The 24,024-nt window shown below is 57.6% G+C and carries 20 protein-coding genes; 9 read left to right on the forward strand and 11 right to left on the reverse strand.

Going from position 1 to position 24,024, the window contains the following annotated elements; all coding sequences use genetic code 11:
• Nucleotides 1-27: 27 nt before the first annotated feature.
• The 7 genes from IEX74_RS05980 to IEX74_RS06010 all read left to right on the forward strand — a co-directional run bounded on the left by IEX74_RS05980 (nucleotide 28) and on the right by IEX74_RS06010 (nucleotide 7,457).
• Nucleotides 28-1,380, forward strand: coding sequence for a TolC family protein (locus IEX74_RS05980; protein ID WP_188812088.1), 1,353 nt, complete (start codon nucleotides 28-30; stop codon nucleotides 1,378-1,380).
• A 6-nt stretch (nucleotides 1,381-1,386) separates the two neighbouring features.
• Nucleotides 1,387-2,448, forward strand: a complete 1,062-nt coding sequence (locus IEX74_RS05985) for an HlyD family secretion protein (RefSeq protein WP_188812090.1) — start codon at nucleotides 1,387-1,389, stop codon at nucleotides 2,446-2,448.
• A 95-nt stretch (nucleotides 2,449-2,543) separates the two neighbouring features.
• Nucleotides 2,544-4,124: an MFS transporter gene (locus IEX74_RS05990; protein WP_188812092.1), complete on the forward strand. Its 1,581-nt coding sequence runs from the start codon at nucleotides 2,544-2,546 to the stop codon at nucleotides 4,122-4,124.
• 88 nt (nucleotides 4,125-4,212) lie between these two features.
• Nucleotides 4,213-4,626: a DoxX family protein gene (locus IEX74_RS05995; RefSeq protein WP_188812094.1), complete on the forward strand. Its 414-nt coding sequence runs from the start codon at nucleotides 4,213-4,215 to the stop codon at nucleotides 4,624-4,626.
• Between the two features lie 116 nt (nucleotides 4,627-4,742).
• Complete coding sequence (locus IEX74_RS06000) at nucleotides 4,743-5,285, forward strand: hypothetical protein (protein WP_188812096.1); 543 nt, start codon at nucleotides 4,743-4,745, stop codon at nucleotides 5,283-5,285.
• A gap of 204 nt (nucleotides 5,286-5,489) precedes the next feature.
• Nucleotides 5,490-6,374, forward strand: coding sequence for a glycosyl hydrolase (locus IEX74_RS06005; protein WP_188812098.1), 885 nt, complete (start codon nucleotides 5,490-5,492; stop codon nucleotides 6,372-6,374).
• A gap of 150 nt (nucleotides 6,375-6,524) precedes the next feature.
• The gene (locus IEX74_RS06010; RefSeq protein WP_188812101.1) at nucleotides 6,525-7,457 is read left to right on the forward strand and encodes a glycosyltransferase family 9 protein; all 933 of its coding nucleotides are present in this window, start codon (nucleotides 6,525-6,527) and stop codon (nucleotides 7,455-7,457) included.
• 52 nt (nucleotides 7,458-7,509) lie between these two features.
• On the opposite strand, the gene IEX74_RS06015 is transcribed toward IEX74_RS06010, so the two are convergent.
• A complete protein-coding gene (locus tag IEX74_RS06015) occupies nucleotides 7,510-8,898 on the reverse strand; it encodes a Coenzyme F420 hydrogenase/dehydrogenase, beta subunit C-terminal domain (protein WP_229755131.1) in 1,389 nt (462 codons plus the stop codon).
• Entirely contained in the window at nucleotides 8,895-10,004 is a 1,110-nt protein-coding gene (locus IEX74_RS06020; RefSeq protein WP_188812103.1) for a polysaccharide pyruvyl transferase family protein, read from the reverse strand. The genes IEX74_RS06015 and IEX74_RS06020 overlap by 4 nt, the downstream gene beginning before the upstream one ends.
• 325 nt (nucleotides 10,005-10,329) lie before the next feature.
• Between IEX74_RS06020 and IEX74_RS06025 the strand changes: the two genes are divergently transcribed.
• Both IEX74_RS06025 and IEX74_RS06030 read left to right on the forward strand, forming a co-directional pair.
• Entirely contained in the window at nucleotides 10,330-10,932 is a 603-nt protein-coding gene (locus tag IEX74_RS06025) for a histidine phosphatase family protein (RefSeq protein WP_188812105.1), read from the forward strand.
• Between the two features lie 326 nt (nucleotides 10,933-11,258).
• Complete coding sequence (locus tag IEX74_RS06030) at nucleotides 11,259-12,587, forward strand: inositol-3-phosphate synthase (protein ID WP_188812107.1); 1,329 nt, start codon at nucleotides 11,259-11,261, stop codon at nucleotides 12,585-12,587.
• Between the two features lie 180 nt (nucleotides 12,588-12,767).
• Here IEX74_RS06030 and recJ read toward each other — a convergent pair whose 3' ends face one another.
• The 9 genes from recJ to IEX74_RS06075 form a co-directional block, all read right to left on the reverse strand.
• A complete protein-coding gene (gene recJ, locus IEX74_RS06035) occupies nucleotides 12,768-14,486 on the reverse strand; it encodes a single-stranded-DNA-specific exonuclease RecJ (protein ID WP_188812109.1) in 1,719 nt (572 codons plus the stop codon).
• 443 nt (nucleotides 14,487-14,929) lie between these two features.
• A complete protein-coding gene (locus IEX74_RS06040) occupies nucleotides 14,930-15,640 on the reverse strand; it encodes an SDR family oxidoreductase (RefSeq protein ID WP_188812111.1) in 711 nt (236 codons plus the stop codon).
• 118 nt (nucleotides 15,641-15,758) lie between these two features.
• The gene (locus IEX74_RS06045; RefSeq protein ID WP_188812113.1) at nucleotides 15,759-16,694 is read right to left on the reverse strand and encodes a helix-turn-helix domain-containing protein; all 936 of its coding nucleotides are present in this window, start codon (nucleotides 16,692-16,694) and stop codon (nucleotides 15,759-15,761) included.
• Nucleotides 16,695-16,826: 132 nt separating this feature from the next.
• Nucleotides 16,827-18,671 carry a tetratricopeptide repeat protein gene (locus IEX74_RS06050; RefSeq protein ID WP_188812115.1) on the reverse strand — a complete coding sequence of 615 codons (1,845 nt, stop codon included), beginning with the start codon at nucleotides 18,669-18,671 and terminating at the stop codon, nucleotides 16,827-16,829.
• Between the two features lie 160 nt (nucleotides 18,672-18,831).
• Nucleotides 18,832-20,961 (reverse strand): peptidylprolyl isomerase, encoded by a 2,130-nt coding sequence (locus IEX74_RS06055; protein WP_188812117.1) that lies wholly within the window; start codon nucleotides 20,959-20,961, stop codon nucleotides 18,832-18,834.
• Nucleotides 20,962-21,089: 128 nt separating this feature from the next.
• A complete protein-coding gene (locus tag IEX74_RS06060; protein WP_188812119.1) occupies nucleotides 21,090-21,350 on the reverse strand; it encodes a hypothetical protein in 261 nt (86 codons plus the stop codon).
• 10 nt (nucleotides 21,351-21,360) lie between these two features.
• A complete protein-coding gene (lptC, locus tag IEX74_RS06065) occupies nucleotides 21,361-21,936 on the reverse strand; it encodes an LPS export ABC transporter periplasmic protein LptC (RefSeq protein ID WP_188812121.1) in 576 nt (191 codons plus the stop codon).
• 12 nt (nucleotides 21,937-21,948) lie between these two features.
• Complete coding sequence (gene bamG / locus IEX74_RS06070; RefSeq protein ID WP_188812123.1) at nucleotides 21,949-23,271, reverse strand: BamG family beta-barrel-assembly machinery protein; 1,323 nt, start codon at nucleotides 23,269-23,271, stop codon at nucleotides 21,949-21,951.
• Nucleotides 23,258-24,001 carry a type III pantothenate kinase gene (locus tag IEX74_RS06075; protein WP_188812125.1) on the reverse strand — a complete coding sequence of 248 codons (744 nt, stop codon included), beginning with the start codon at nucleotides 23,999-24,001 and terminating at the stop codon, nucleotides 23,258-23,260. The genes bamG and IEX74_RS06075 overlap by 14 nt, the downstream gene beginning before the upstream one ends.
• Nucleotides 24,002-24,024 lie beyond the last annotated feature (23 nt).

Genomic DNA, 24,024 nt, shown 5'->3' on the forward strand with positions numbered 1-24,024 from the left:
ATTTACCTTTGTTCCGTATAAAAAAATATGGAAATGATCTACCAAAGTCGGGCCTGGATTTTGGCAATAACTATCTTAACAGTAGCGTCTTACCAAGCTCAAGCGCAGCCAAATACGCAAGCTCAACTAGTACTTACCCTAGATAAAGCTTGGCAACAGGCCGAAACCTACAACAAAGAGGTTCAGCTACAGCGCCAGCAAGTCGTTATTAGCCAAGAGCTTGTAAAGGACCGCCAGACGGAGCGGCTGCCTCGCGTAGTCACCCGCGGCGAATACACCTACCTAGGTGCCCTGTACGGCTACGAGCCCAAGAAATGGCTTAAGAACCCAGAGTCGGTGGCGGTACCCCCTAGCCCGCACGTGTATAGCGCGGCCCTCAGCACCGAGTGGGACCTGTACACCGGCGGCCGCATCAAAAATCAGATTGAGACCCAAGCCGTGAACGCCGAGCTGGAAGGGCAGCGCCTCAACCTAACGCGCGCCGACATTCGGGTGCGCGTGGCGCAGGTGTACCTCGATCTGAAGCGTAACACCGTGTACCGGGGCCTCACGGAAAGCAACATCAAGGAGTCGGAGCGACGCCTGCGCCAGATTCAGTCGCTGTATAAGAATGGCGTGGTGCTGCGCAGCGACGTGCTGCGGGCCGAGCTTCAAACTTCGCGGCAACAGCTGCTGCTCACCGAAATCAACAATAATATTATCCTGGCCAACCAGCGCCTTAACATCCTAATGGGTGTGCCGGAAGATCAGCTCAATGTGCCCGCTGAAGAGATTCTGCCGGCCACCGCTATGCTCACTGGCAGCTACGAAGATTACCTACGCCAAGCGCAAGGCCAGGCGCCCGAACTGCGCGTGGCGGGCTTACAGACGCGCCTCAGCCAACTGCGACTAGAAAGCACCGAGGTAATTCGTCGCCCGCAGGTGGGCATGTTTGCGGGCTACAGCTACAACTTTCCCAACCGCCTGACTTTCCCCTTTGTGCCCCAGGTGTATAGCTTCGGTGAAGTAGGCGTGCGGGTGTCGTACAACATCACGGGGCGCTACTACGACCGACACGCCGAAAGGGCTGCCGAGCTAGGATTGGAGCGCCAAAAGCTAGCCGAAGAGCATGTGCTGGACCAAAAGCGCGAAGAGGTAAAAACGGCCTACGTGCACTTCCAAGAAACGCTAGAGCGCATTCGGGTGGCGGAGCAGAACATTCAGCAAGCGTCGGAGAATTACCGCATCGTGAACAGCACCTACTTCAACCAGCTCGCCCTGCTCACCGACCTACTCGACGCAGATAACCAGCTACTTCAGTCGCGCTTCGACTTGGTATCGGCGCAGGCACAAGCGGCTACCCAATACTATCAACTACAAAAAGCCCTGGGCACTCTATAAGTCAGCATGGCAACGAAGATTGAGAATTCCAGCAAGCGGGCCGACCGCATCATTGCCCGCATCACGACGTGGCTGGCGGGTTTGCTGTTTGTGGCGCTGCTCGTGTGGGCCGGCGTTATCGGCTGGCGCTTGTTTCAGTACGAAGAAACGAACGACGCGCAGGTGGAGGAGTACATCAACCCCATCAACAGCAAAGTGACAGGCTACATTCGTAAAATCAAGTACAAGGAAAACCAAGCTGTGAAGGCCGGTGATACGCTCGTTGTTCTCGACGACCGCGACTACGTGCTACCCGTGGCGGAGGCCGAAGCATCTCTGGCCAACACCCAAGCTCAGCTAGAAGTGCTTGGCAGCAACGTGCAAACCTCGCAGCGCACTTCACAAGCTAGCCAGGCGCAGATCGGGGCCGCCCGCGCCCGTCTGGAAGAGCAGCAGAAGGAATACAACCGCTACCGCCAGCTGCTGGCCGACGAGGCCGTGACGCGGCAACAATTTGAGCGCGTGGAAACGGCCTTGCAAGTGGCCCGCTCCGACTACCAAGCTTTAAAAGGGAACTACGCCACTTCTTTGTCGCGGGTGGGTGAGGTGCGTGCCCAGCGGCCGGTGCTGCTAGCCGAGCTGAAGCGCCGCCAGGTGGCGTTGCAGAAGGCCCAACTAGACCTCTCCTACACCATCATCACGGCGCCTTACGACGGTAAGATGGGCCGGCAAACCATTCAGGAAGGTCAGCTCATTCAGGCGGGCCAACCCCTTGCTTACATCGTAAACGAGGACGCGGGTAAGTGGGTGACGGCCAACTTCAAGGAAACGCAGTTGCGCAACATGCACGTGGGCCAACCCGTGAAGATCAAGACCGACGCGTACCCGGACCAAGTGTTCAACGGCCGTATTGAGTCGTTGTCGCCGGCTACGGGCGCCCGCTTTTCGCTGCTGCCGCCCGACAATGCCACGGGCAACTTCATCAAGGTGACGCAACGCATTCCCGTGCGCATTCAGCTCACCGACAAGTCCGAAAGAACGGTGCAGCTAGCCGCCGGTATGAACGCCCTCGTGACCGTGGAGAAGTGATTCGGCGAGTTAGTGAGCTGGTGAGTTTCTTCCATTCTCCCAGCAGAATACCAGTTTCTCAGCTCACGAAGTCAACGACTCATTCAGTCGCTACTATGGAACAATCCGAACCTATTTTTAAGAAGTGGGCCCCCGAGTGGTTTGTGCGGGTGGTGCTCTTTATGGCCCTGCTGCCTTCCTTCGCGCCGCTGGGTTTGTATGCTAGCTACTCTAGCTACGCGGCGGGCTACTACGGCATTGAGCCAGCCGACGTGCAGTTTTCCATCCTAGCTTACTACGCGGGATTGGTATCGTTTTTCCCGTTCGACCCGCGGCTGTCTAGCTACTTGCTTTCGCGCCAGTATTTCATCCTGAGCGTTTCGCTGCTGGTGTTCGTAACGTGGCTTTGCTCGCTGGTGCACGAGCTGCCCATTTTCCTGTTTCTGCGCTTCGTGCAGGGCGTGATTGGCGCTACGGTAGGAAGCCCTTGTCTTACCCTCATTTTCTCACGCCTCGATACTTCGCGGGCGCGCGCTATGGGCTACACGGTTTTCTACGGCGCCCTGCTTACGGCGGGTCCCGTGAGCACGGCCATTGCGGGTCCGGTGTTGGAGTATTTCACCTTCCCCACGCTATACCAGATCTATATCCTGATTCAGTTGCCTGGCGCACTGCTGCTAATCCTGATTCTGAACAATGTGCGGCTGAAGAAGCGCATTCCGCTTTATCAGCTGGAGTGGCCTAGCTTTTTGTTCTTTGCCGTTACGCTGCTCTCGTTGGGCTACTTGGTATCGTACGGGCAAAAGCTGTACTGGCTGGAAGACAATTCGATACGGTTGTCATTGGTATTGGCGCTAGTGTTCGGAGCGCTCTTCGTGGTGCGGCAGTTGCACCTGAAGCGGCCGTACATCAACCTAGGTGTGCTGCGTTTCCGCAACTTCCGGCTCGGACTGCTGCTATTCCTGCTCTTCTACCTTTTTCGCGGCACGACGGGCATTGCCACCGCTTACTTTGCCGGCGTGTTGCGCATGGATGGTTGGCACCTAGCGGCCCTTCAGGTGCCTACGTTGCTAGGTATTGGTATCGGAATGGCCCTGACTGTGCGGTTTGTGCTGCTCAACTACTCTGTGCGTGGCATTTGGCTCGTGGGCTTCACGTTGTTGCTGGTGTATCATGTGTGGATGTACTTCCTGTTTGGGCCGTCACAAGGGCCGGGAGTTTTTGTAGCGCCGCTGTTTCTGCAAGGGCTGGGCGTCGGCACGCTGATGGTGCCCATCACGGTGTTCACGCTGTCGTCGTTGCCGCCAGCTATTAGCCTTTCGGGTTCCTACACGGCCGTTACGGCACGCTACCTTGGGTTTATCAGCTCCATTGCCCTGGTCAACTTCTTTCAATTGTACTGGCGCACCGAGAACATCAACCGCTTGGCCCAGGAAGTGCTGCCGGGCACCAGCCAACTTACCACACGCTTGCAGAGCTATCAGCAAAACCTGCACAGCAAAGGCATGGACCTAGGTTCAGCCCAACGCGTGGCCACGCGCCTGCTGGAAAACTCGCTCGAAGTTCAGAGCCAGCTACGCTACTCCATGAGCTACTACGGCATGGTGAGCGTGGGCATCGTGTTGTTGCTGCTGCTGATTATTGTGTTGCCGCCCGTAAGGCAAAAGGTTCTTTCCTTCCGGCAACGGCCGCTGTAGCACCGCGCCTACTTGCCTTATACAGGCAAAGCGGGAAACGTTGAGGCAGGAGCTACGTTAAAACGCGAGTTCACCTAGCTTTCTCCTTATGACTACTACATCTCCTGCTCTCAACCTCTGGTCTTCCCGGATGCTCAGTGTTTTGCGCATTGTAGCGGGTTTTCTGTTCATGCAGCACGGCATGCAAAAGCTGTTCAACTTCCCGGCCGGCGGCCACGGCCCAGTGGAGCTGTTTTCGCTGATGGGGCTGGCAGGTGTGCTCGAATTTGGCGGCGGCTTGCTGCTGATCTTCGGCCTTTTTACGCGACCGGTATCTTTTATTCTATCAGGCCTGATGGCAGTGGCTTACTTTATGGCCCACGCGCCACAAGGTCCGCTCCCGATCCTGAACCAAGGCGAACCGGCTGTTCTCTACTGCTTTCTCTTCCTCTTTCTGGCCGTAGCCGGCGCGGGCGAGTGGAGCCTCGATGCGTGGCGCGAACGGATGCAGGCGAGGCGGTAAGCCGTAGCGTGGAAATTCGTTTTTCTTGTATTAAGTAAAGGGTAGGCTGATGAGGTATTGTCGAGCGCAGCACTACATTTAAGCTGTTCTTTCACCTCATCAGCCTAGCTTTATTTATGTTGTTGAAGCAGCTATTGCTCCCCAGCGCCCTATTAGTACTTCCCCTAACCCTCTCAGCCCAAACCACAACTACCGGCACCGATAATCCTGCCTATAGTGCGGCCGTGGCCACTACTGCCCGCGATTCATTGTTCCGACAAGCTAGCCTTGTACGCCAGCAGATTGAGCAGCAAAGTGTACAGCGGCCGACAAAAGCGCCCCGGAATGGCGCTTACCGCATCTTAGCGAAAGGGTACTACCTGCCAGGCGCCAAAACCAAAGGCAGCTCGAAACTAGCCTGGAAGCACAAGCTGATCTATCGCTTCGACGGCACGCGTACCGAACTCTACACCGCTTACCTGGAAGATGGAAAAGTGACGCTTCAGGAGCGGCGGCACAATGGGGAACTCACATGGCTGCGGCTACAGAGTTATCAAACCCCTAGCAATCTGATTCTCTCCATTCCAACTTCGCGCGCCAGCGGCACCTACGCCGCCAGGAACTACGTGTGGTGGAGCGGCAAAAGCTACCTGCTGCCCAACCGCTTGGCGAAGCCGTAAGGTGTCATTCCGAGCCGCACGAGGAACCTGGTTGATGACCTAGGTTCGTAAACTCAGATTCCTCGCGCGGCTCGGAACGACAATCTGTTAGCCAAGCCCCTACTTCGGCGCACCTAGGTTAGCCATCTTTCGCGGCGCCCGTATAATGCCTGCCGCTCCCTAACTTGGCGCCGACCTAACCTTAATTACGCCACACTCCAAAACATGATTGAAGCAGTTAAATTCTGGAACGAACCAAACAACAAATCACACTGGGCTTTTGAGATTGATCCGGAATGGCGAACGTTCGGCGAGATGGTGAAGCTGGCGGCGCAAGCCGTGAAGGCTGAAAAGCCGCATATTTTACGCGTTTTGGGCGGTATTTCGCCTATCGACCCTACGTTTATCAAGCGTTTAGAAGGCTACGGTGCGCTTCAGGATTTGAACGCCATTGCCGTCCACGGCTTCCCCCTCGACTGGAATTTGTGGTCGATTCATGAGTGGCCGGATAAGATTGAGGAGATAAAAACCGCTACTAACCTGCCTATCTGGGTGACGGAAGTGGGCGCCTCGAGCTTCGGCGCCGAGGAAGTGCAGGAGTTCGGCCTGCAAAAAACGGCGGAGCTGCTGATGGGCCGCGTCGAGCGCCTGTTCTGGTACAGCCTCTACGACTTGCCACGCACCTGGGAAGCCACCACGCGCCACCGTGAGGCCGAAGGCTCGTCGTATTACCGGCACTTTCACATGGGTCTGCTGCGCGAGGATGGTTCGCCCAAGCTAGCCTGCAAGCACTTCTCCGACTTCACGCCGGAGTTCGGCATCTGCCAGTGGTTTCACTACGAAGATCACCGCCTCGACGACGCCGTGAACTGGCTGCGCAAGCTAGGTGTCAAGAAGTTGCGTACCGGCCTGAGCTGGGCCGACTGGCTCCGCCCTGACGCCGACAAGTGGTTCGACCATGTGATGAAGAAGCTGGACGAGTTCGACGTAACAGCTACGTTCTGCTTCACGCCCGAGTCGAAAGGCGTGCAGCCGCACCACACCAGCCCGCCCCAGCACATCGAGGAATTCGCTGATTTTTGCGTGGAAATGATGCGTCGCTACGCATAAGCTATTATTTGTTCGCAAGAACGTCATGCTGACCTTGTTGAAGCATCTCGCGTGCAGCAGTAACTCTACTTGATAGGGTTTACCACTGCACGCGAGATGCTTCGGCAAGTTCAGCATGACGGATAACGTATAGAATAGCACCAACACTCTATGAGCCACGACACTCCGGAAGACGCGCCCGACTTGTGGATGCGCCACATGCTGCGCGGCGAATTTGAGAAAGCGTGGCAGAAGACGGACAAAGACCTGGCAGCCCGCGCCGACAAACCGTGCTGGCATCTGCCGCGGCACTTCCAGTACATCTGGAACGGTACCTCCCTGGATGGCAAGCGCGTGCTGGTGCGCTGCTACCACGGCCTCGGCGACACGATTCAGTTTATCCGCTACATGCCGCTGCTGAAAGCCGTTGCAGCCGAGGTAATTGTGTGGGCGCAACGGGAGCTGATTCCGCTCCTTAAAACCGCACCGGGCATCGACCAGCTACTGCCGCTCCACGACGGTACGCCCGAGGTGGCCTACGATGTGGATGTGGAAATCATGGAGCTGCCGCATATTTTTCGCACCACGCTCGAAACTATACCTAGGTCCATCCCCTATCTGCACGTCGAACCTAGGTTCTTGTCGCCTGATAAAGAGCAGCTTGCCGTTGGCTTAGTATGGAAAGCCGGCGACTGGGACGGCCGCCGCTCTATCCCGTTTCCGCTGTTAGCGCCATTAGCCACGCTTCTGGGCGTACAACTCTACATTCTACAAGGCGACGCCGAGCAAGCTGGTTGGCAGGAAGGCATAGGCATCAATCCCGGTGCGCTGAACCTGTACGAATACGCCCGTGTCATCCGCGGCCTCGACCTACTGATTACCGTCGATTCCATGCCCGCGCACCTGGCTGGCGCGCTCGGCGTACCCGTCTGGACCCTGCTGCACGCCGAAGCCGATTGGCGCTGGATGCAGCACCGCGACGACAGCCCCTGGTACCCGACCATGCGCCTGTTTCGGCAGGCGGAAGCAGGTGATTGGGAAGGTGTTGTGGAGCGGGTGATGGGTGAGTTGAAACAGCTACACACGCAGCACAGCAACGCTTAAAAAAGAACGTCATTCCGACGGCAGGAGGAATGACGTTCTTTTACAAGTCCTCTTAGGCCTTTCTCAAGCCATCAAACCGCTTCCGCATCTCGCTAAAGTTGCCTTGATGATAGGCTAAGCCGTGGTAAATAGATAGCACCATGCGCGCCCAACCTAGGTACAGCTGCGGACTTCTGAGCGCGCGCGCAAGACGGAAAACTCTATGGCTCCCCTGCGTGATGAAGTTGCGCATGCGGTAAATCAGCTTGCGCTGCTTCGTCTGCGTTTTCGAATCGGGAGCCACGCGCTTGCGGGGACGCACGCCACGCTTGCGCCACGTCAGCCGATAGGCTAGGCCTTCGCGGCGCTGGCGAAAACCGGCGGCTTGCGTCTGCTCAACGAACTTAGCATCAACCGTTTCGAGATTCAGGCGACCTGCCTGGATAGCGCTTTCTACCAATTGCTCCACCAAAGGTGAGCGAACGACCACCACGTTGGTACCGCGTCCATCGGAGGAATACGGCTCAACCCAGGCATCACCGAAGGAAATGTCGGAGGTTTCGGCCACTACGTCGTCGCAGAAGTTGCAGGCGTTATTCATGTAGAAGCCCGCTCCCCAGTCGCCGTCGGCCAGGTTCCACCAGTCGCGGTTGGCGCTGCTGCCGTCGCGCAGAGTAAGCTTGGCGTTGTACCAGTTGGCGGGGCGGTCGGGAAGCTTTTGGCGGTACTCCACGCGCTCCACTTCCTTGATCGGCACGTTCAGCTGCCAGGCAAAGCTCTCCACAAAGCGGGCGCTTTTCATGTGCCCGCAAAACAGGCCTAGGGTAAACTGAATCCGCTCCCGGATGATTGGATCTTCCTGGCGCAGCAGCTGCACCGCCTTGATGAAGCACGGAATACCGACCACCGCGTAGCGTCCCGGCACCTCCCGAATGGTGCTCAGGATTTCGGACATTTCTATCGGGTAGTACCGCGACTTGGCGCCCTCGTTGATTTCGGCTTCGGTGCGCGAGATGCGGTAGCGAAAATAGCGGCCGTCGGCTTGCGGGTCTTTGGTAGCTACCACGTGCGCTACGCCGTCGATCAGCCCTTTGCGCAGCAACTCCATCGCCACCCAGGTCACCATGCCGCCCGAGCTGCCCTGCATACGGAACTCCTCTTCGGCCACGTAGCCCACGTAGGCCGACTGGAAGCTACCGAGGGCCGCGTCGCGGTGGGTGGGCGCCGGGAATAGCTCGGCGGCTAGCTGATCTTCGTTGCGGGCACCGGGCGAGAACGGGCAGGTGCGGGTAAAGCTCTCGGAATCATGGTGAAACCACGACGACGAGCCTTCGGGTTTGAGCTGCCCATAGGCATCGAACTCCATGTGTGTGTCGGCCAACCTAGCTTGCGCCACGCAGCTTCCGCACCCAATGCACAACCCGGAGCGGACAATGTCCTTCGGACTTAGTAGCTCCTTCATGCGGGTTGTAGTTCTTTAAGCTTCAGCGCCCGGTCGAGGTAGGCGTTGGACGTTTGCCGCAGGGCTTCAATCTTTTGCAAAATCTCAGGGTTCACCGGTTCGCTCAGACGGGCGTCGTACACTTCCGAGGGCGTGCTTTCGGGCAGCAGGTGCTTCTCGCCGCCGATTTTCGCCATTAAGCCCTGGAGCTTGAACTGCCGGTAAGGAGTAGTTTCGCACACGAAGGGCCGCGCATTGCGCAGGGCAAACACGCAGCCGTGGAAGAAGTTGGTGGCTACGGCCTCGGCGCGTGCCATAAACTGCGCAAAGTCGTGCGGGTCTGCGGTCAGCCACTGTTCATCAGCCCAATCATTGCGGTAGCCGATGCTGATGAGCGGCAGCTGCTTGCGCTTGGCCCACTGGCGAATTTCGCGGATAAAGGACTCCGTGAAATTATGCCCGTACACGGCCACGTAGGACTTACCTAGCTTCGCGTCGTTGTCGCGCGGGTCGGGCGTTATCGGGAACTGAAGGCAGGGGTCGAGCACCATTTCCGGCACGAAACCTAGGGCATTGTTGATGATAGCCTGCGAGTTAGCATCGCGCACCGAAATCATATCGAAGTTCCGCAGCTTCTCGGCCCAGTCGGGTTCCAGGCCCCAGGTCGCATCGTAGTTGCCGAAGCTAGCGGCGTACGAAATCAGGCGTTGCGCCCGGATACCTTCGCCGTAGAACAGCGGGCAGCGGCCAAACCACGGGTGCGTGAGGTTCCACACTTCGTCGCTGCCCACCACGACCAAGTCGTACTCTTCCATTTCGGCGGGGTTGTCCAGCGAAAAGCGTGGGGACATCGGCAGCGTCTTAAACAGCTCGAAGAACTTCAGAATCTTCTCGCGGTAAAGCGGGTAATCGGATTTTGGTACGGCCGTGGGCAGCACCGGCTGAAAGGCGCAGGTCCATTCGGCCTGATTAACGCGGTCCGAATCGTGGTCGAGGATAACGGCTTGGTGGCCGCGGGCTTGCAGCCCTTCTACCAGACACTTCGCCTGCCAGTAGCTGCCGTAGTTGATACAGCGGTGAAAGGTTAAAACGCCAATTTTTAGAGCGGTCTTCTTCGAATGCGCCAAGATATGGTTGGTTAGGATAGGTTGGGGAAAGGCAAAACCTAGGTTTTGGTCAGATAACGACTTGCTGCCGTTCGTACGCGTTGCAGGCAGGTAGCGTTGGTAGCCAGCTCTTGCTTACTAGCCCATTCGAGCAAGATAGGTGTTGTTGAAAGCCTATCCAACGAATGTAGCGCGAACTGTAGGAAGGCGTTAGCCAAGCTCCCGCTTCGCGCATTGTTGAACGATTTTTACCTAGGTTGCCGCTAAATCAATCGTTCAACGGTGCGCGAAGCGGGAGCTTCGCGCTACATTCTTCCGAGAGTTCGCGCTACATTCTCACAATCTCATGACCCGATTCCTCCTGATCCGCCACGCTACTACTGACTCCGTTGGCAAACGACTTTCTGGCCGCACGCCGGGCGTGTCGTTGAACGAAGAAGGGCGGACACAGGCGCAATACCTAGCCCAGCGGCTCGCTAGCTTGCCCGTCAATGCCCTCTATAGCAGCCCACTAGAACGCGCCATGCAAACCGCTGAACCGATTTCCAAAGCCCTAGGTCTCGAAACTATCATCTGCGAAGAGGTGCTGGAAATGGACTTCGGCCAGTGGACGAATTGCAGCTTCAAGGAGCTGGAAAACGACCCCGTGTTTCAGCGTTTCAACACCTTCCGCAGCAACACGCGCATCCCCGGCGGCGAACTGATGCTGGATGCGCAGGCGCGCATCGTGAGAGGCCTTGAAAAGCTAGGTGCCCAACATCCAAACCAAACCGTGGCCGTCGTCAGCCACGCCGATTTGATCAAGGCTGCCGTGGCCTACTACGCCGGCATTCACCTGGATATGTTTCAACGCCTGGAAATCAGTGCAGCCTCGGTGAGTGTGCTGGAGCTTTACGACGAAACGGCCCGGCTGCTGCTGCTCAACCACACGGGCGAGATAAAGATTTAATAATCAACGAGAAGCAGCTAAGTAGCTTCTAAAGCCCAACCTAACCCTAGGTTCTTCCGTTTTCACTTAATCCCTAAAGCTTTGTACCTGCTGGTGAAAAGCTACTGTTGAGCTAGCTTATGCAGTTGTTGTTCTTTCCAGAATGGTTCCTTAGCTTCATAGCTTAAGCAGGCGTTTTTAAGCTAAGTAGCTTCTTCTACTTAGCTGCGTGAGGCACTGCTTTGCGGCTCTTTTTTACACTGATTTTTCCGGCTGAAGCCCACTGTTTTGAACCGGCTTCACCACCCCACTACACGCTACTCCCACTACCCTCGAAAACCATTCACATGCAGAATTCTATTGGCAAAGCAGAAGGCAAGCTCGGCATCCTCATTCCTGGTCTGGGCGCGGTAGCGACTACGCTCATCGCAGGCGTGGCCACCGTGAAGAAAAACCTAGCCCAACCCGTCGGCTCGCTCACGCAGATGGGCAACATCCGGCTGGGCAAGCGCACGGAAGACCGCTACCCCAAAATTAAGGATTTTGTGCCGCTGGCCGACCTGAATGACATTGTTTTTGGCGGTTGGGACGTGTTCAACGACAATGTGTTTGAAGCGGCCTTGAAGGCTAGGGTGTTGGAACCCATGCTGTTGCACGCCGTGCGCGATGAGCTGGAAGCCATTACGCCGATGAAAGCCGTGTTCGACCAATCGTACATCCAGAACCTAGAAGGCGAGCATGTGAAGCAAGCCGACACCAAAGCCGACCTGGCCAAGGCAGTGATGGATGACATCGAAAACTTCAAGGAGGCCAACGACTGCTCCCGCGTAGTTATCGTGTGGTGCGGCTCCACAGAGCGCTACCTGGAACCTTCGGCCGTGCACGAAACCATCGAGAGTTTCGAGGCAGGCTTGCAGAACAACGACCCCGCCATTGCGCCTTCCATGATCTACGCCTACGCCGCCATCAAGCTAGGTGTACCCTTCATGAACGGAGCCCCCAACCTGACCTGCGACATTCCGGCTCTGATTGAGCTAGCTCGCCAAACCGGCACGCCCATCGGCGGCAAAGATTTCAAGACGGGTCAAACGCTGATGAAAACCATCCTGGCGCCAGGTCTGCAAATCCGTTCCCTGGGCATCAAAGGCTGGTTTTCGTCGAATATCCTCGGCAACCGCGACGGCTACGTACTCGACCACCCCGATAACTTCAAGACTAAGGAAGTCTCGAAGCTGAGCGTGCTGGAAGATATCCTACAGCCCGACGTCAATCCCGAGCTGTATGGCGATATGTACCACAAAGTGCGTATCAACTACTACCCGCCCGCCGGCGACAACAAAGAAAGCTGGGACAACATCGACATCTTCGGCTGGCTCGGCTACCAGATGCAGATCAAGGTAAACTTCCTGTGCCGCGACTCCATCTTGGCCGCGCCCCTGGTGCTCGACCTAGCTTTGTTCAGCGACCTGGCCAAGCGCGCCGGCATGTCGGGCGTGCAGGAATGGCTGTCGTTCTACTTCAAGTCGCCGCAGATTGCCGCTGACTCACGCATTGAGCATGATATCTTCAAGCAGCTCATCACGCTGCACAACACCCTGCGCCACCTGATGGGCGAAGACCTCATCACGCCGCTGGATCTGGATGATTATGACCAGGATCTGGTAGCGACGCTGTAAGCTCAACTGATTAAAAAACAAAGGCCTAGGTTCCCCGTGCGGAACCTAGGCCTTTTTGTAGGAACGCGCCGTGGCGCGTTCGTCGTTGAACGATGTTGTTAGAACACGTTAGAACAGCAATAGGAATGCCGAGCAAAAACGCCCGAACGGCGCGGATGCCGAACGCGCCGTGGCGCGTTCCTACAGGCGAATGTCCTTCAGCCGCAGCTGCAAGGATTTCACGCCGCGGTACTCGTTCAGATCCACCGTGTAGCACATGCTGAACGGGTAGCCTTTGGCAATCGGCTCGTAGTAATCAGCCAGGCCAAAGCCGATGGCGTCCACGGTGTGATGGCCGTCTTGCGTAACCACCAGCTTCAAATGCGAATTGCCAACGACGCGCGCCGAATCCGGCACTGCGTACACCGACTCCGACTCGAACACCGGATTGGGATTGCCCGGCCCGAACGGCTCCATCTGGCAGAGTAACCGGTAAAAGCTGCTGGTTATCTCGTTGAGGTTCAGCACTCCATCAATTTCGATGGGTGGAATAAGCTGCTCGGGGCGAATCCGGCCCGCTACGATGCGCTCAAAGCGCTCCTGAAAAGCGGGCACGTTTTCCACGGGCATCGTCAGGCCGGCGGCGTACATGTGGCCGCCATACTGGTCGAGCAGGTCGGCGCATTCGCCGATGGCCTCGTGCACATCAAAGCCAATAACCGAACGGGCCGAACCGGTGGCTTTGCCGTTGCTCTCCGTCAGGATGATGGTCGGGCGGTAGTACTTATCGATGCAGCGCGAAGCCACGATGCCGACTACGCCCTTGTGCCAATCCTGCTTGAAGAGCACCGTGGTGCTGGCATTCTGGAGCGCGATGCTGTCTTCAATCATTTGCAGCGCTTCCTTCGTGATACTCGTGTCGAAGCCGCGCCGCTCGGTGTTGGTTTTATCAACTACGCCGGCTTTTTGAATAGCATCTTCCTTGGTGGCCGCTAGCAGCATTGCCACCGAGCGCTTGGCGTCGCCCATCCGGCCCGCAGCGTTGATGCGCGGCGCAAAGCCAAACACTAAACTGCTGATATTCAACGTGCCATTATGCAGGCCGGCTAGCTCACGCAGGGCATCCAAGCCGGGGCGCATGGGCCGGTTTTGGTCATTGAGCAGGCGCAGGCCGTGATAAGCCAGGATGCGGTTTTCGCCCGAAATGGGCACAATATCGGCCGCAATGCTCACGACCAGCAGATCCAGCAGATCGTAAAGCGGCTCCTCATCGAAGCCCTGGCTCTGGGCGAAGGCCTGCATCAGCTTGAAGCCTACCCCGCAGCCGGAAAGGTTCTTATCCGGGTACGGGCAATCGGCACGCTTGGGGTCGAGTACGGCTACGGCGGCCGGTATTTCCTCGCCGGGCAAGTGGTGGTCGCAGATGATAAAATCGACGCCCCGCTCGTTCGCGTACACGATTTTCTCCACGGCCTTCACGCCGCAGTCGAGCGCAATAATCAGCTTGAAATCCTGCTCAACGGCGTACTCGATGCCGGCTTCCGAGATGCCGTAGCCTTCCTGGTAGCGGTCGGGGATGTAGTAATCGATGCGCTCAGGCCCGAAAAACCGGCACAGGTACGAGTACACCAGCGCGACGGAAGTAGTCCCATCCACGTCGTAGTCGCCAAACACGAGCACTCTTTCGCCATTGTGGAGGGCCCGCACGAGGCGCCCAACGGCGCGGTCCATGTCGCGCATCTGCATCGGGTCGGGCAGCTCCGTAAGGCTAGGTCGGAAGTAGGTGCGGGCCTCGTCGAAAGAGCATACGGTCCGCTGGCAAAGCAGCGAAATAATGGCTTCGTTGATGCGTAGCGCATCGGCTAGGTGCCGGACCTGCGTCGGGTCGGGCGCGGGCTTGCGAATCCATCGTTTTTCCATATGCGGGGCGGGAACCTATCGGGGCGTTATCTTCAAAAGTAAGAAGAAAACGGCGTTAGGCCATTCTCAGTCTGTCGGCCCGGCCCCAAAAGCGTACTTTTGGGCGCCGCCGTTTATTCAGTCTTCATGAAGAAGCTCCGCGAATTCTACACGCAGTACCGCCAATACATTCTAACCGATGGCCTGATGTATCTGGTGTTTATTGTCTTTATCGGGCTGCTGTTCGTGTTCTTCGGCTAGGAAGGCGCCACAGCACGTTATGCCAGGCTAGGTCTGGAGTTTAGTTGCTGTAAATAGAACGGCCATGCGTCCGGAGGCGGAGCATGGCCGTTGGTCCTGATTAAAAGCTTGGTTTAAAACTCCCCTTTGGGCGGTAGGCTCTTCGCAGCAGTTTCCCTATTCGAGAATAAGCAACGCACCTAGGTCGAAGCGTAGCGCACTCCTTACCAGGGTAGCGGACCAGCGGAAGAAGAAGTCGTGCCGGTGGGGCCATCGGCGAGCAGCAACGCCAACCGGATGGCTTCCGCCGCTCCTTGCGCGGGGGTGTCCGTGCCCGCAAAGCCGTTTAGGTCGGTAGCCGTGTAGCCGGGGTTGGCCGAGTTTACCTTGATGGCCGTATCCCGGAGTTCGTAAGCTAGCTGCACGGTGAGCATGTTCAGCGCGGCCTTCGAGGCGGAGTACCCCAGCAGGCCCCAGTCGTTCTGACCACTGAGGGTGAGCGAGCCCAGCGGACTAGACACGTTGACAATGCGCCCCGCCGCAGCCCGCTTCACCAGCGGTAAAAGCGTTTGGGTGACGGCGAGCGTGCTCAGGAAATTGGTTTGGAGCGCTTGTTCCACGCTACGCACGTCGGCACTGCTGGGCGAGCCGTCGCCGGCCACATTGATGCCCGCATTGTTCACCAGAATGTCGAGGCGGCCTTCCTCGCGCTGCAAATGAGCCGCCGCCGCGTCGAGCGTCGCTTGGTTGGCTAGGTCTACTGCGAGGAATCGGACGTCGCCTTCGGCGGCTAGCTCCGCTACAGCTTGCTGGCCTTTGGCGGCCTCGCGGGCACCTAGGTACACCCGGCAACCCGCCTGTAGCAGTCCCCGCGCAATTTCGAAGCCGATGCCTTTGTTGGCGCCGGTGACCAGCGCAATTTTCTTGTTTGCCATGTTGCCTGCGGGTTTTACCTCCTTGAATAAGGAGGCGAGTAAGTACACCCAAAGGTCCAGGTGATAGTCGGGCAGTAAACTTCGCTAGTCAACCCATCTGTTTTACAATTCAAACATGTTAGACGCCAAACACGGCCAAATGCCGGAAGTCGCCCGGCGTCTGGCCAGCGTGGCGCTTGAAAAAGGTACAGAAGTGGGCCACATCGGCAAAACCTAGGCTATCGGCAATTTCCGAAATGCTCCAGGTGGTTTGCTTCAGCAAGAGCTTAGCTTCCTGCATCAAGCGGCTACTGATGAGGGCCGTGGTGGTGTGGCCCGTCGTTTCCTTCAGCACGCGGTTGAGGTGGTTGACGTGCACCGCTAATTGGTCGGCATAGTCGGCGGCAGTGCGCAGACGCAGGGGCGGTTGCGGGCTTTGGCGCGGAAACTGCCGCTCCAGCAGCTCCGTGAATTGGGTGGCAACGCGTTCGGCGGCACCGTGCGTAGCCAGTCGAGCGGCGGCCGGCTGTAGCTTCTGCACCAGGTGAATCAGCTCCCAGAGGTAGGTGCGCAGCAGGTCGTGCTTGTAGGCGTAGCCCGACACGAGCTCGTGTGCCATCTTCTGAAAAATAGCTTCGAGCGCCACGCAGTCGGCCTCGGTCACTTCCCACACCGGGTAGGCCCCGGGCTGAAAAATCGGCAGCTCCGCCAGCACTACCCCGGTGCGGGCGGGCAGCAAAAACGCGTCGTCGAAGAGGCAAGAATAGCCTGCGGGTGCTTCGGTAAGCGGCAGCCACCGGTAGGGCACGCGCGGCGTCACTAGAAATAAGGTATTGGCGCCGACGTGCGGGGCCTGGTCGGCATATTCCACCTGGCTGCGCCCACGGCAGAGCGTAATCTTATGGTAGGACCGCCGGTTAAACGTCATCGGGGGCGCTCCGCGGAGGTCTGCCAATGGGAATACGTTAAAATGCCCCACTCCTTGCTCCATATCCGGCGGCGGCAAGACACCAGCCGCGGACTCAGCAGTAGGGGCACACGCGTCGTAAAAGGCAGTGAGGGAGTTCGGTTTCATACGGGTAATTGGCACAAGTCACGCGGGCGAGTAGACAGCACTAAACTTACAACCAAGGCCACCTTTCCGGAGTTTTCAGGAATGATCTGACAGAACCTAGCTGTTCAACGATGAACGCGCTGTGGCGCGTTCCTACTGATTTACGGCGTCGCCGCGCAGCTTGCGGAAGCGCTTGCGGGCTTCGGCGGTGTAGATACTGCCGGGGTATTTCACCAGCACTTCGTTGTACACCTCCTTAGCCTTTTCGCGGTCCTGCACATTCTCTTCCAGGATGCTGGCTGTGAGGAAGAGCGCATCATCGCTCAGCACATCGTACTTCGGGTTGGCCGTGATGCGCTGAAGCGTGTTCAAGGCACCTTGGTAATCGCCGGTGCGGCGCTGCAACTGCGCTTTCAGGTACCAGGCGTCGTCGGTGAGGGCGTGGCCGGGGTACTTCTGCAACAGATTGTCAAGCCCCTGAATGGCCTGCGGCATCTTGTTCTGAAACACCATCTGCTCCACGGCGGCATAGTCGTGCAGGGCAATGCCGGCGGTGTCCATGGCCGTGTTATCGGTGATGAACAGCGAGAGCTGCATGGCATCATTGGCGATTTCGCGGCTCGTGGCGAGCTTCAGAATGTCGAGGTGGCTCTGGGCTAGCTTGAAGTCGCCGGCGAAGTAGCTGAGGCGTGCGTTACGCAGCTTGGCCTCGTAGCCCACCGGCGAATCCTTGTGCGACTTCTCTACCTGCGAATAAAGCAGCGTCGCCTCCCACGGCTCCCCGCGCAACAGGTAGATATCGGCCAGGTTAATCTTGGCTTCGTCTACCACATCGGAGCTGGCCCGCGGCATACTGATTACCTCCTGCAACAGCGTAATGGCTTTGTCCTTCTCATCAAGCTGGAAAGCGTAGAGCGTCGCCATGTTGCGCAGCACGGGCGCGGTTTCGGGCGTCTTACCTAGCTCGGTCAGCACCTGCTGGTACTCCCCTATCAGGCTCCGGATTTTGGCCGGATCGACGGGGTACGTATTGCGCACCTGCTCCTCGCGGGCCTGCACCAGCCGCTGCCGCGCAATGCCGTAGAACGGCCCCGTGCGATACTCCCGAATCACGTATTCGTAGCCGACAATGGCACTTTCGTAGTCCTTGTTGCGCTGCGCGATAGAAGCTAGGTCCATTACCCGGCCGCCTTCCGCACGGCTCCGACGATCCAGCGCTTTGGCTTGTACCAAGGCGCCGGTGAAGTCGTGGCGCTGCATCTGGAGCCACAGCAGTAGCTCGCTATATACCTGTTGCTCGGGGTATTTCTGCACGTTGGCTAGCAGCTGCTTTTCCAACGCGTCGAAGTCTTTTTCCTCGTGCAAGCTATTCTGGAGCATGTTGCGCACGAAAGGCAGCTGCTGCGCATCATCCTGCACGAGGCGCAGGGTTTCTGTCAGCAGCTTGTCGGTCTGCTGGGTTTGGGTGTACAGCTGAATGAGTTGCGGACCGTATTCCCGCTCGTTCTTGGCCAGCACCCGACCACGCAGGTAAGTTTTTTCGGTCCAGTCGAGCTGGTCGCGCTTCGCAAACTCGTTTGCTACGGGTATCACCTGCTCCGTGGTGAGCTGGCTGAGGACTCGCTCGTACTGCTTCGTGGCGGCCGTTTTGTCGCCGGCGGCCGCGTACACGCCGCCCAGCGCCACGCCATAGCTAGGTTCCTGCGGCCGTTGGCGGATGGCCTTCTTGGCCAGCTTCTCGGCGTTCTTATACTGGTGCAGCGCCTGAAGCGCACCTAGGTAATCGGGCAGGATGTTGGGCGCCGTTTGCTCATCGGTGCGCAGCCGACCAAACAGGAACGCGGCTTTTTCATTTTCGCCTTTCCGGGCATATTCCTTCGCCAGGGCAATGTTGCCGCCACTCTCCTCATCCTGAGCGTGCACGGGTGTTCCAGCGAGCAGCAGACCTAGGGCCAGCAGCCCGCACAATCGTTTAGACGAAGAGTTCAACCGAATCATATGCGAAAAGGAAATACTGGTATTTAAACTCGCAGCTGCTCACTTTCATTACACTCTGGCGAGAAAATCCTTGAGCTGAAAACCTAGGTTCAACTACCGACAACGAAAAAGGGCCGCACCCTAAGGTACGGCCCTTTGCTTGGACTAGGATGCGTGCGGCTTAGAAGAACTTTGTCCGCTCGTCTTTGATTTGGGCTTTGGCTTTCACGGCTTCGTAGATGGCGCCATCGAGACGGGCCGAACGCTGTGCCGTAAGCTGCTGACGAAGTGCTTTTACATCGGCCGGAGCAGTGGGCTTGTTGACGCTAACCGTCTCCACAATCAGCACGCCTTGCTCACCCTGGATTGGAGCCGACTTCTGGCCGGGCTTCAGACCGAAGGCCTTGCCTACAGCTGCCGGCTCGTTGCCTAGGCCCGGAATCACGCCGGAAGTCAGCACCACGTTCTCGGCTGTTTTTACCTGCGCTGTGGAGCCATAAGCGGCGGCAATCTGCTCCAACGAGCCCGACTTGCCGTTCAGTTTGCTCATAATCTGCTTGGCCTTGGCTTCGTTGCGTACTACCGCCGAAAGCTCAGGCTTCAGGCTGGCTACGTCGGCGGTGCCTTTGCTCCGCTCACCGGTCAATACGGCAATTACGTACTGGTCACCTAGGTCGTCGAACACCGGCGACACGTCGCCTATTTTCGTGCTCTTGCCATCGGGGTTGAAGCCGTAGGCCCAACGCACAACCGAACGGGCATTTTGCAGGTTGTTCACGTTCCGGTCGCCACGGCCGAGGCCTTTGGCTTCCTGCTTCTGCAGGGTCTTGTCTTTTGCTACTGCCTTGCGGAACGACTCCAAGTCAGTTGCTTCGCCTTTCAATACCTGCGCTTTCTGGTAAGCGGCATCACGCGTAGCATCCGAAGGCACAATGCCCTTCTGCACGGCGGCAATCTGGTAAGTCTGCGTAGTCTTCGGCGTCGTGATTTTGATGATGTGGTAGCCGAAAGACGTTTCTACCGGGGCTGGCAGCAGACCGGCTTTGCTGGCACCGAACACAGCTTTTTCGAACTCCGGCACCATGCGGCCTTGCGTGAACCAACCTAGGTCGCCGCCGGTGGCGGTAGTGCCATCAGTGCCGTACTGACGCGCCATAGCAGCGAAGTCAGCACCCGCTTTGATCTTGTTCAGAATGTCCTGGGCCTTGGCTTTCGCGGCTGCTTTGGCTTCGGGCGTCGTGCCTTCCGGCTTGATAAGGATATGGCTGGCGCGGGCCGAAGGCTGCGCACCGGCTTTCTCACCCGTCACTTTGAAGATAGAATATACACCGTTTTCAGCGTACGGACCGTACACGGTGCCGGTCTTCAGGGGCAGCTCAGCACGGAGCTTTTCGGGCATATCGGCGGGCGTTACGAAAGCGCCATTGTAGGGCTGATCGGAGTTTAGCTTCACAAACAGCGAGTCGTTCGGGGCGCTACGGAACTGCTCGGCCAACTGGTCTACCGTCGTGCGGATAGCGGCGCTGTCTTCCTTGGAAGCCACTACCGGAATGCTCACGTACTCAACATTGCGGCCTTCCTCTACTTTGTAGCGGCTCTTGTGCTCGTCGAGGTAGGCTTGCAGCTGGTCGTTGCTCACCTTCACCGTCGAATCCGAAATGGAGAAGTACGGCACGAACAGGTAGCGGATGTTGGCTTGCGTGTTTTGATCTTCGTTGAAGCGCTTAGCTTCCGCCGACGTCACGTAGGCTGACATCTTGATCAGGTTGTTGTACTTGTTGCCAAGGCGCTCGGGCACGAGGTTGGCTTCAAACGTACGCCAAGTATCCTGAGCCTGGGGCGGCAACTTATCGAGGTTGCGCAGGTATTCAATCACCTTAGCGCGGTCGAACTGGCCCGTCTTGGGGTCGGTAAAGGCCTGCCGGATGCTCGGGTTGATGTTTTTGCCCTGCACCATGTCAGTCAGCTCATCGTCCGAAACCTTTAGGCCCAAGCGGTCGAACTCCTTCTGAAAGGCAATGCGGTAGATGGTCTGGTTCCAGGCCTGCTCGCGCAGATAACCCATCGTTTGCTCGTCGGGCTGGCGGCCTTGCTGGGCAATAAAGTTTTGCTTGGCCTGCTCCAGGGTGTTCTCAAAGTCGGCCCGCTCTACTTTCTCCCCGGCTATTTCGCCCACCACCGTTTCGTTGCGATTGAACAGGCGGTTGCGGCCGCCAATCAGGTCGCCGCCCACCATAAAGAGCAGCAGTCCGATGACGATAGCGCCAACGGCCCAGCCCGATTTTTCCCGAATCGTATTAATTAAAGCCATGTACTTGAAAAAAAGCGCAGTATGGAAAAGTAGAAAGAGTTGCAAATTAAGGTGAAATGGCGAAATAGTGAAATGCTGCCTTTCACAACCTCATGCCCGCACTTGGCAGAAGCATCAGGTTGCGCCGCTTACTTCTTCTTTTTCGCCGCTTTCTTCTTAGCTGGTGCGGCTGGCGCAGCCGGTTTGCCGGCAGGTGGCGCAGCTTCCCGGTCCTTACGACCTAGGTACCAATAAATTAGATAAAAGCTAAAACCAAACGTGAACAGCCAGTAGTTGTCGCGGACGGCGTTCTGGTCATCCTGCAACACTGTTTGGTACACGCCAATCACCATCATGACAACCGTTAGTGAGAACAGGATGGTGCGCAGCAAGGATCGATCAAAACGCATAGGACCTAGGTTACTTAGCCGGCGCGGGCGTCGGTTGGTCGACCGTAAACACGCCGGTCGGCCTTTTAATGCGGTAGCGGGAAAAATCCTGGTTGGCCGTGAGGCCGTAGCCGGTCAGCACTTCTGTGGGCGTTTCGACGCGCACGAAGGTGGCCGAATCGGTGTAGATGAGGGCTTTGGTTTTGTCGAAGTACAGCTCTTCGCTGTTCATCTTCTGCTGCTTTTCCTCGTTGCTCACGCGCACGTCGCCGCGCACGGTGTAAAGGTTTTTGGCCTTCTCAAACTTGCCGTATTTGCCGCTTAAGGTGTTGACTACCTTCGTCCCACCTTCGCCATAGAAGGTGACGACCATGCCTTTCGGGTAAATCTGGTTGCCGTTTTCGAAGGTCTGCTCCAGCGGCGACTTAAGCCGGATTTGCAGCTTGGCAGAATCGCTGATTAAGGTCAGTACGTTGTTGGTTTCCACCGTCGGCCCCGTGTACACGACTTTCTTTACAACGCCTTCCTCCTTCTTCTGACAGCTTCCTAACGCAAAGACAACCAATGCTATAAGACCACTTACCAGCGGACCTCCATTTCGTAGCATAGCTAGGTAGCGTTATTCGATGCGGCGCTTGAGGAACCAGCGGTTGTTCAGCGTGACGCCCAGTTGTGCCTTCACGTAGTTTTCCTTGATGTTGCCGCTGGGGTTTTCGATGCTCTTGGCGGTGTTGCCGCGCTGACCGTAAGAGAAACCTAGGTTGATGGTGGTGGCATCCAGTGCCGTAGCTGTGGGCAAAGGGAAGGAAAAGCCCCAGCTTACCGCTCGGTCATACATCATCTTGCCATCGGGCCGGTAAGGCATCTGAGCAACACTGATGCCGGCGCGGTAGCTCACGCGCTTGAAGTAGCTCTCCACGGAGCCAGGATCTGGCGCAATTTCACCGCCGATGCCGGCTCGCCAGGTGTCGTTCAACGGTACGCCCGTGGTAGCACCGCCCGCCACGCCAAAAGATCGGAATTTCGACCATTGCTGCTGCGCTACATCCACGTTGATGCTCCAGTTCTTGTTGTTATCTAGGCTGATACCAGCCTGCGCCAAGGCGGGCACGACAGCTTCGCCCTGCTGGTCGGTAACCTGCGGCGTGGTATTGGTGATTACGCCCGCATCCTGCCGCTCAACGGAGGTGTTGCGGAAGCCATTCAGGTGCGACTGGAAGGTATAAACGCCCGCCAGGTTGTAGTTGATTTTACTGTTAAGCTTATTCCGGTAATGCGCTCCGACCCGATATGTGAAGTCGGAGTAATGCACATGCTCGATGGTATTGATCTGCGTTTGCACACTCGCCTTATTCAGGAGCACTCCAGAGGCTAGGTCGATGCTGCCAAACACGTAGGAAGCCGTGCCGCCTACCGTGAGACCTTTCGCCAGACGGAACGCGTGCGACATGTGCGCTTCGGCTAGGCCGCCGGTGCCCGTGTTTTGCTCCAGAGTCTGGGCCGTGGGGTCGCCGGCAACTGAGCCGGTAGAAGTGGAGTTGTAGTCGACGGCGCTATATGGCCGTAAGCCAGCGGAAGCCGCCCACCACTTGGAAATGGGCACGGAGAAAGCTAGGTAGCCGAGGGTAGCACTTCCATCCCGTTGCGATTCAAGGCGGTTACTAACGGTATGAAACTGGCCATTAAGTGCCATTTCAAACGTTGTACGGCTAGTATAGTAGATCAGCGCCGGGTTCAGGTCGTTTACATGAACGCCGTTTGGCGCAGCCAGACCTACGCCGCCCATACCGAGCTGGCGGACGCCGCCCGTATTGGGGTTCGCATCGCCTAATCCTAGGCGGGAATAAGGCGAGTTGCCGAGTCCCTGCCCCTGGCTGCGTGGTGCGGCCACTAGGCCAACAAGCGTCAAACCGACCAGGCCGGCGAATTTATTCTTCCACATTATGCACCAAAATTCGGTGAAGCCCGATCAGCACGAGTTCGGGGATGACAAAGATACGGCCTTTCAGCCGGGGTTGAAAAAAGTTAGCGTCGCCGCCCGCCAGGATAACACCTAGGTTTGGGTGTTGGGCGCGGTAGCTGTCTATCAGGCCATTGACTTCGGCCACGGCGCCGTTCAGCACACCGCTTCGAATGGCGCCCTGCGTATCGGCCCCGGTGAGCGGCACCGGAGCACCTAGGTCGGCGGGCATCTCAATCAACGGCAAGCGCTCTGTAAACGTATGCAAGGCCTGAAAACGCAGCCGCAAACCCGGCGCAATACTACCGCCCCAGAACGTATGGCTGCCTTCCACCCAGTCACACTTGATAGCCGTGCCGACATCCAGAATGAGGGTATCGGCGTTCGGCCGAAGCCAGGCCGCACCCACAGCGGCCGCCAGCCGATCAGCACCTAGGGTCTGCGGGGTACCGTAAGCATTGCGAATGGGCAGCGGCGTAGTAGCCGGCAAAAACTCCAGCACCTGCCCCGGCACTACACGTTGCAGCTCCGTGGCCCAGGCCGTCGTTGGCTCCACTACCGACGATACGATGGCGTGCCTAGGCTGTAGCCGCTCCGCAATGTGCAGGAGCTGTTCGACGGTTTGCACCGCCGCCGTTTCGTGTAGTACGCCGTTTTCAAAGCACCCGTACTTGCTGGCAGTGTTGCCGATATCAACGGTCAGGATGCGCATGAAGCTTGGTTAACACAGCTTGG

Origin of the sequence: Hymenobacter cavernae (genome assembly GCF_014641455.1) — a bacterium.
GTDB classification, from domain to species: Bacteria; Bacteroidota; Bacteroidia; order Cytophagales; family Hymenobacteraceae; genus Hymenobacter; species Hymenobacter cavernae.

Excerpts from the sequence above, each read along its gene's own strand:
- IEX74_RS06005 (WP_188812098.1), top strand. The coding sequence starts at position 5,490 with ATGATTGAAGCAGTTAAATTCTGGAACGAACCAAACAACAAATCACAC.
- IEX74_RS05985 (WP_188812090.1), top strand. The coding sequence starts at position 1,387 with ATGGCAACGAAGATTGAGAATTCCAGCAAGCGGGCCGACCGCATCATT.
- IEX74_RS05990 (WP_188812092.1), top strand. The coding sequence starts at position 2,544 with ATGGAACAATCCGAACCTATTTTTAAGAAGTGGGCCCCCGAGTGGTTT.
- IEX74_RS06045 (WP_188812113.1), bottom strand. The coding sequence starts at position 16,694 with ATGAAACCGAACTCCCTCACTGCCTTTTACGACGCGTGTGCCCCTACT.
- recJ (WP_188812109.1), bottom strand. The coding sequence starts at position 14,486 with ATGGAAAAACGATGGATTCGCAAGCCCGCGCCCGACCCGACGCAGGTC.
- IEX74_RS06030 (WP_188812107.1), top strand. The coding sequence starts at position 11,259 with ATGCAGAATTCTATTGGCAAAGCAGAAGGCAAGCTCGGCATCCTCATT.
- IEX74_RS06040 (WP_188812111.1), bottom strand. The coding sequence starts at position 15,640 with ATGGCAAACAAGAAAATTGCGCTGGTCACCGGCGCCAACAAAGGCATC.
- IEX74_RS05980 (WP_188812088.1), top strand. The coding sequence starts at position 28 with ATGGAAATGATCTACCAAAGTCGGGCCTGGATTTTGGCAATAACTATC.
- IEX74_RS06050 (WP_188812115.1), bottom strand. The coding sequence starts at position 18,671 with ATGATTCGGTTGAACTCTTCGTCTAAACGATTGTGCGGGCTGCTGGCC.
- IEX74_RS06000 (WP_188812096.1), top strand. The coding sequence starts at position 4,743 with ATGTTGTTGAAGCAGCTATTGCTCCCCAGCGCCCTATTAGTACTTCCC.
- IEX74_RS06025 (WP_188812105.1), top strand. The coding sequence starts at position 10,330 with ATGACCCGATTCCTCCTGATCCGCCACGCTACTACTGACTCCGTTGGC.
- bamG (WP_188812123.1), bottom strand. The coding sequence starts at position 23,271 with ATGTGGAAGAATAAATTCGCCGGCCTGGTCGGTTTGACGCTTGTTGGC.
- lptC (WP_188812121.1), bottom strand. The coding sequence starts at position 21,936 with ATGCTACGAAATGGAGGTCCGCTGGTAAGTGGTCTTATAGCATTGGTT.
- IEX74_RS06010 (WP_188812101.1), top strand. The coding sequence starts at position 6,525 with ATGAGCCACGACACTCCGGAAGACGCGCCCGACTTGTGGATGCGCCAC.
- IEX74_RS06060 (WP_188812119.1), bottom strand. The coding sequence starts at position 21,350 with ATGCGTTTTGATCGATCCTTGCTGCGCACCATCCTGTTCTCACTAACG.
- IEX74_RS06055 (WP_188812117.1), bottom strand. The coding sequence starts at position 20,961 with ATGGCTTTAATTAATACGATTCGGGAAAAATCGGGCTGGGCCGTTGGC.
- IEX74_RS06075 (WP_188812125.1), bottom strand. The coding sequence starts at position 24,001 with ATGCGCATCCTGACCGTTGATATCGGCAACACTGCCAGCAAGTACGGG.
- IEX74_RS05995 (WP_188812094.1), top strand. The coding sequence starts at position 4,213 with ATGACTACTACATCTCCTGCTCTCAACCTCTGGTCTTCCCGGATGCTC.
- IEX74_RS06015 (WP_229755131.1), bottom strand. The coding sequence starts at position 8,898 with ATGAAGGAGCTACTAAGTCCGAAGGACATTGTCCGCTCCGGGTTGTGC.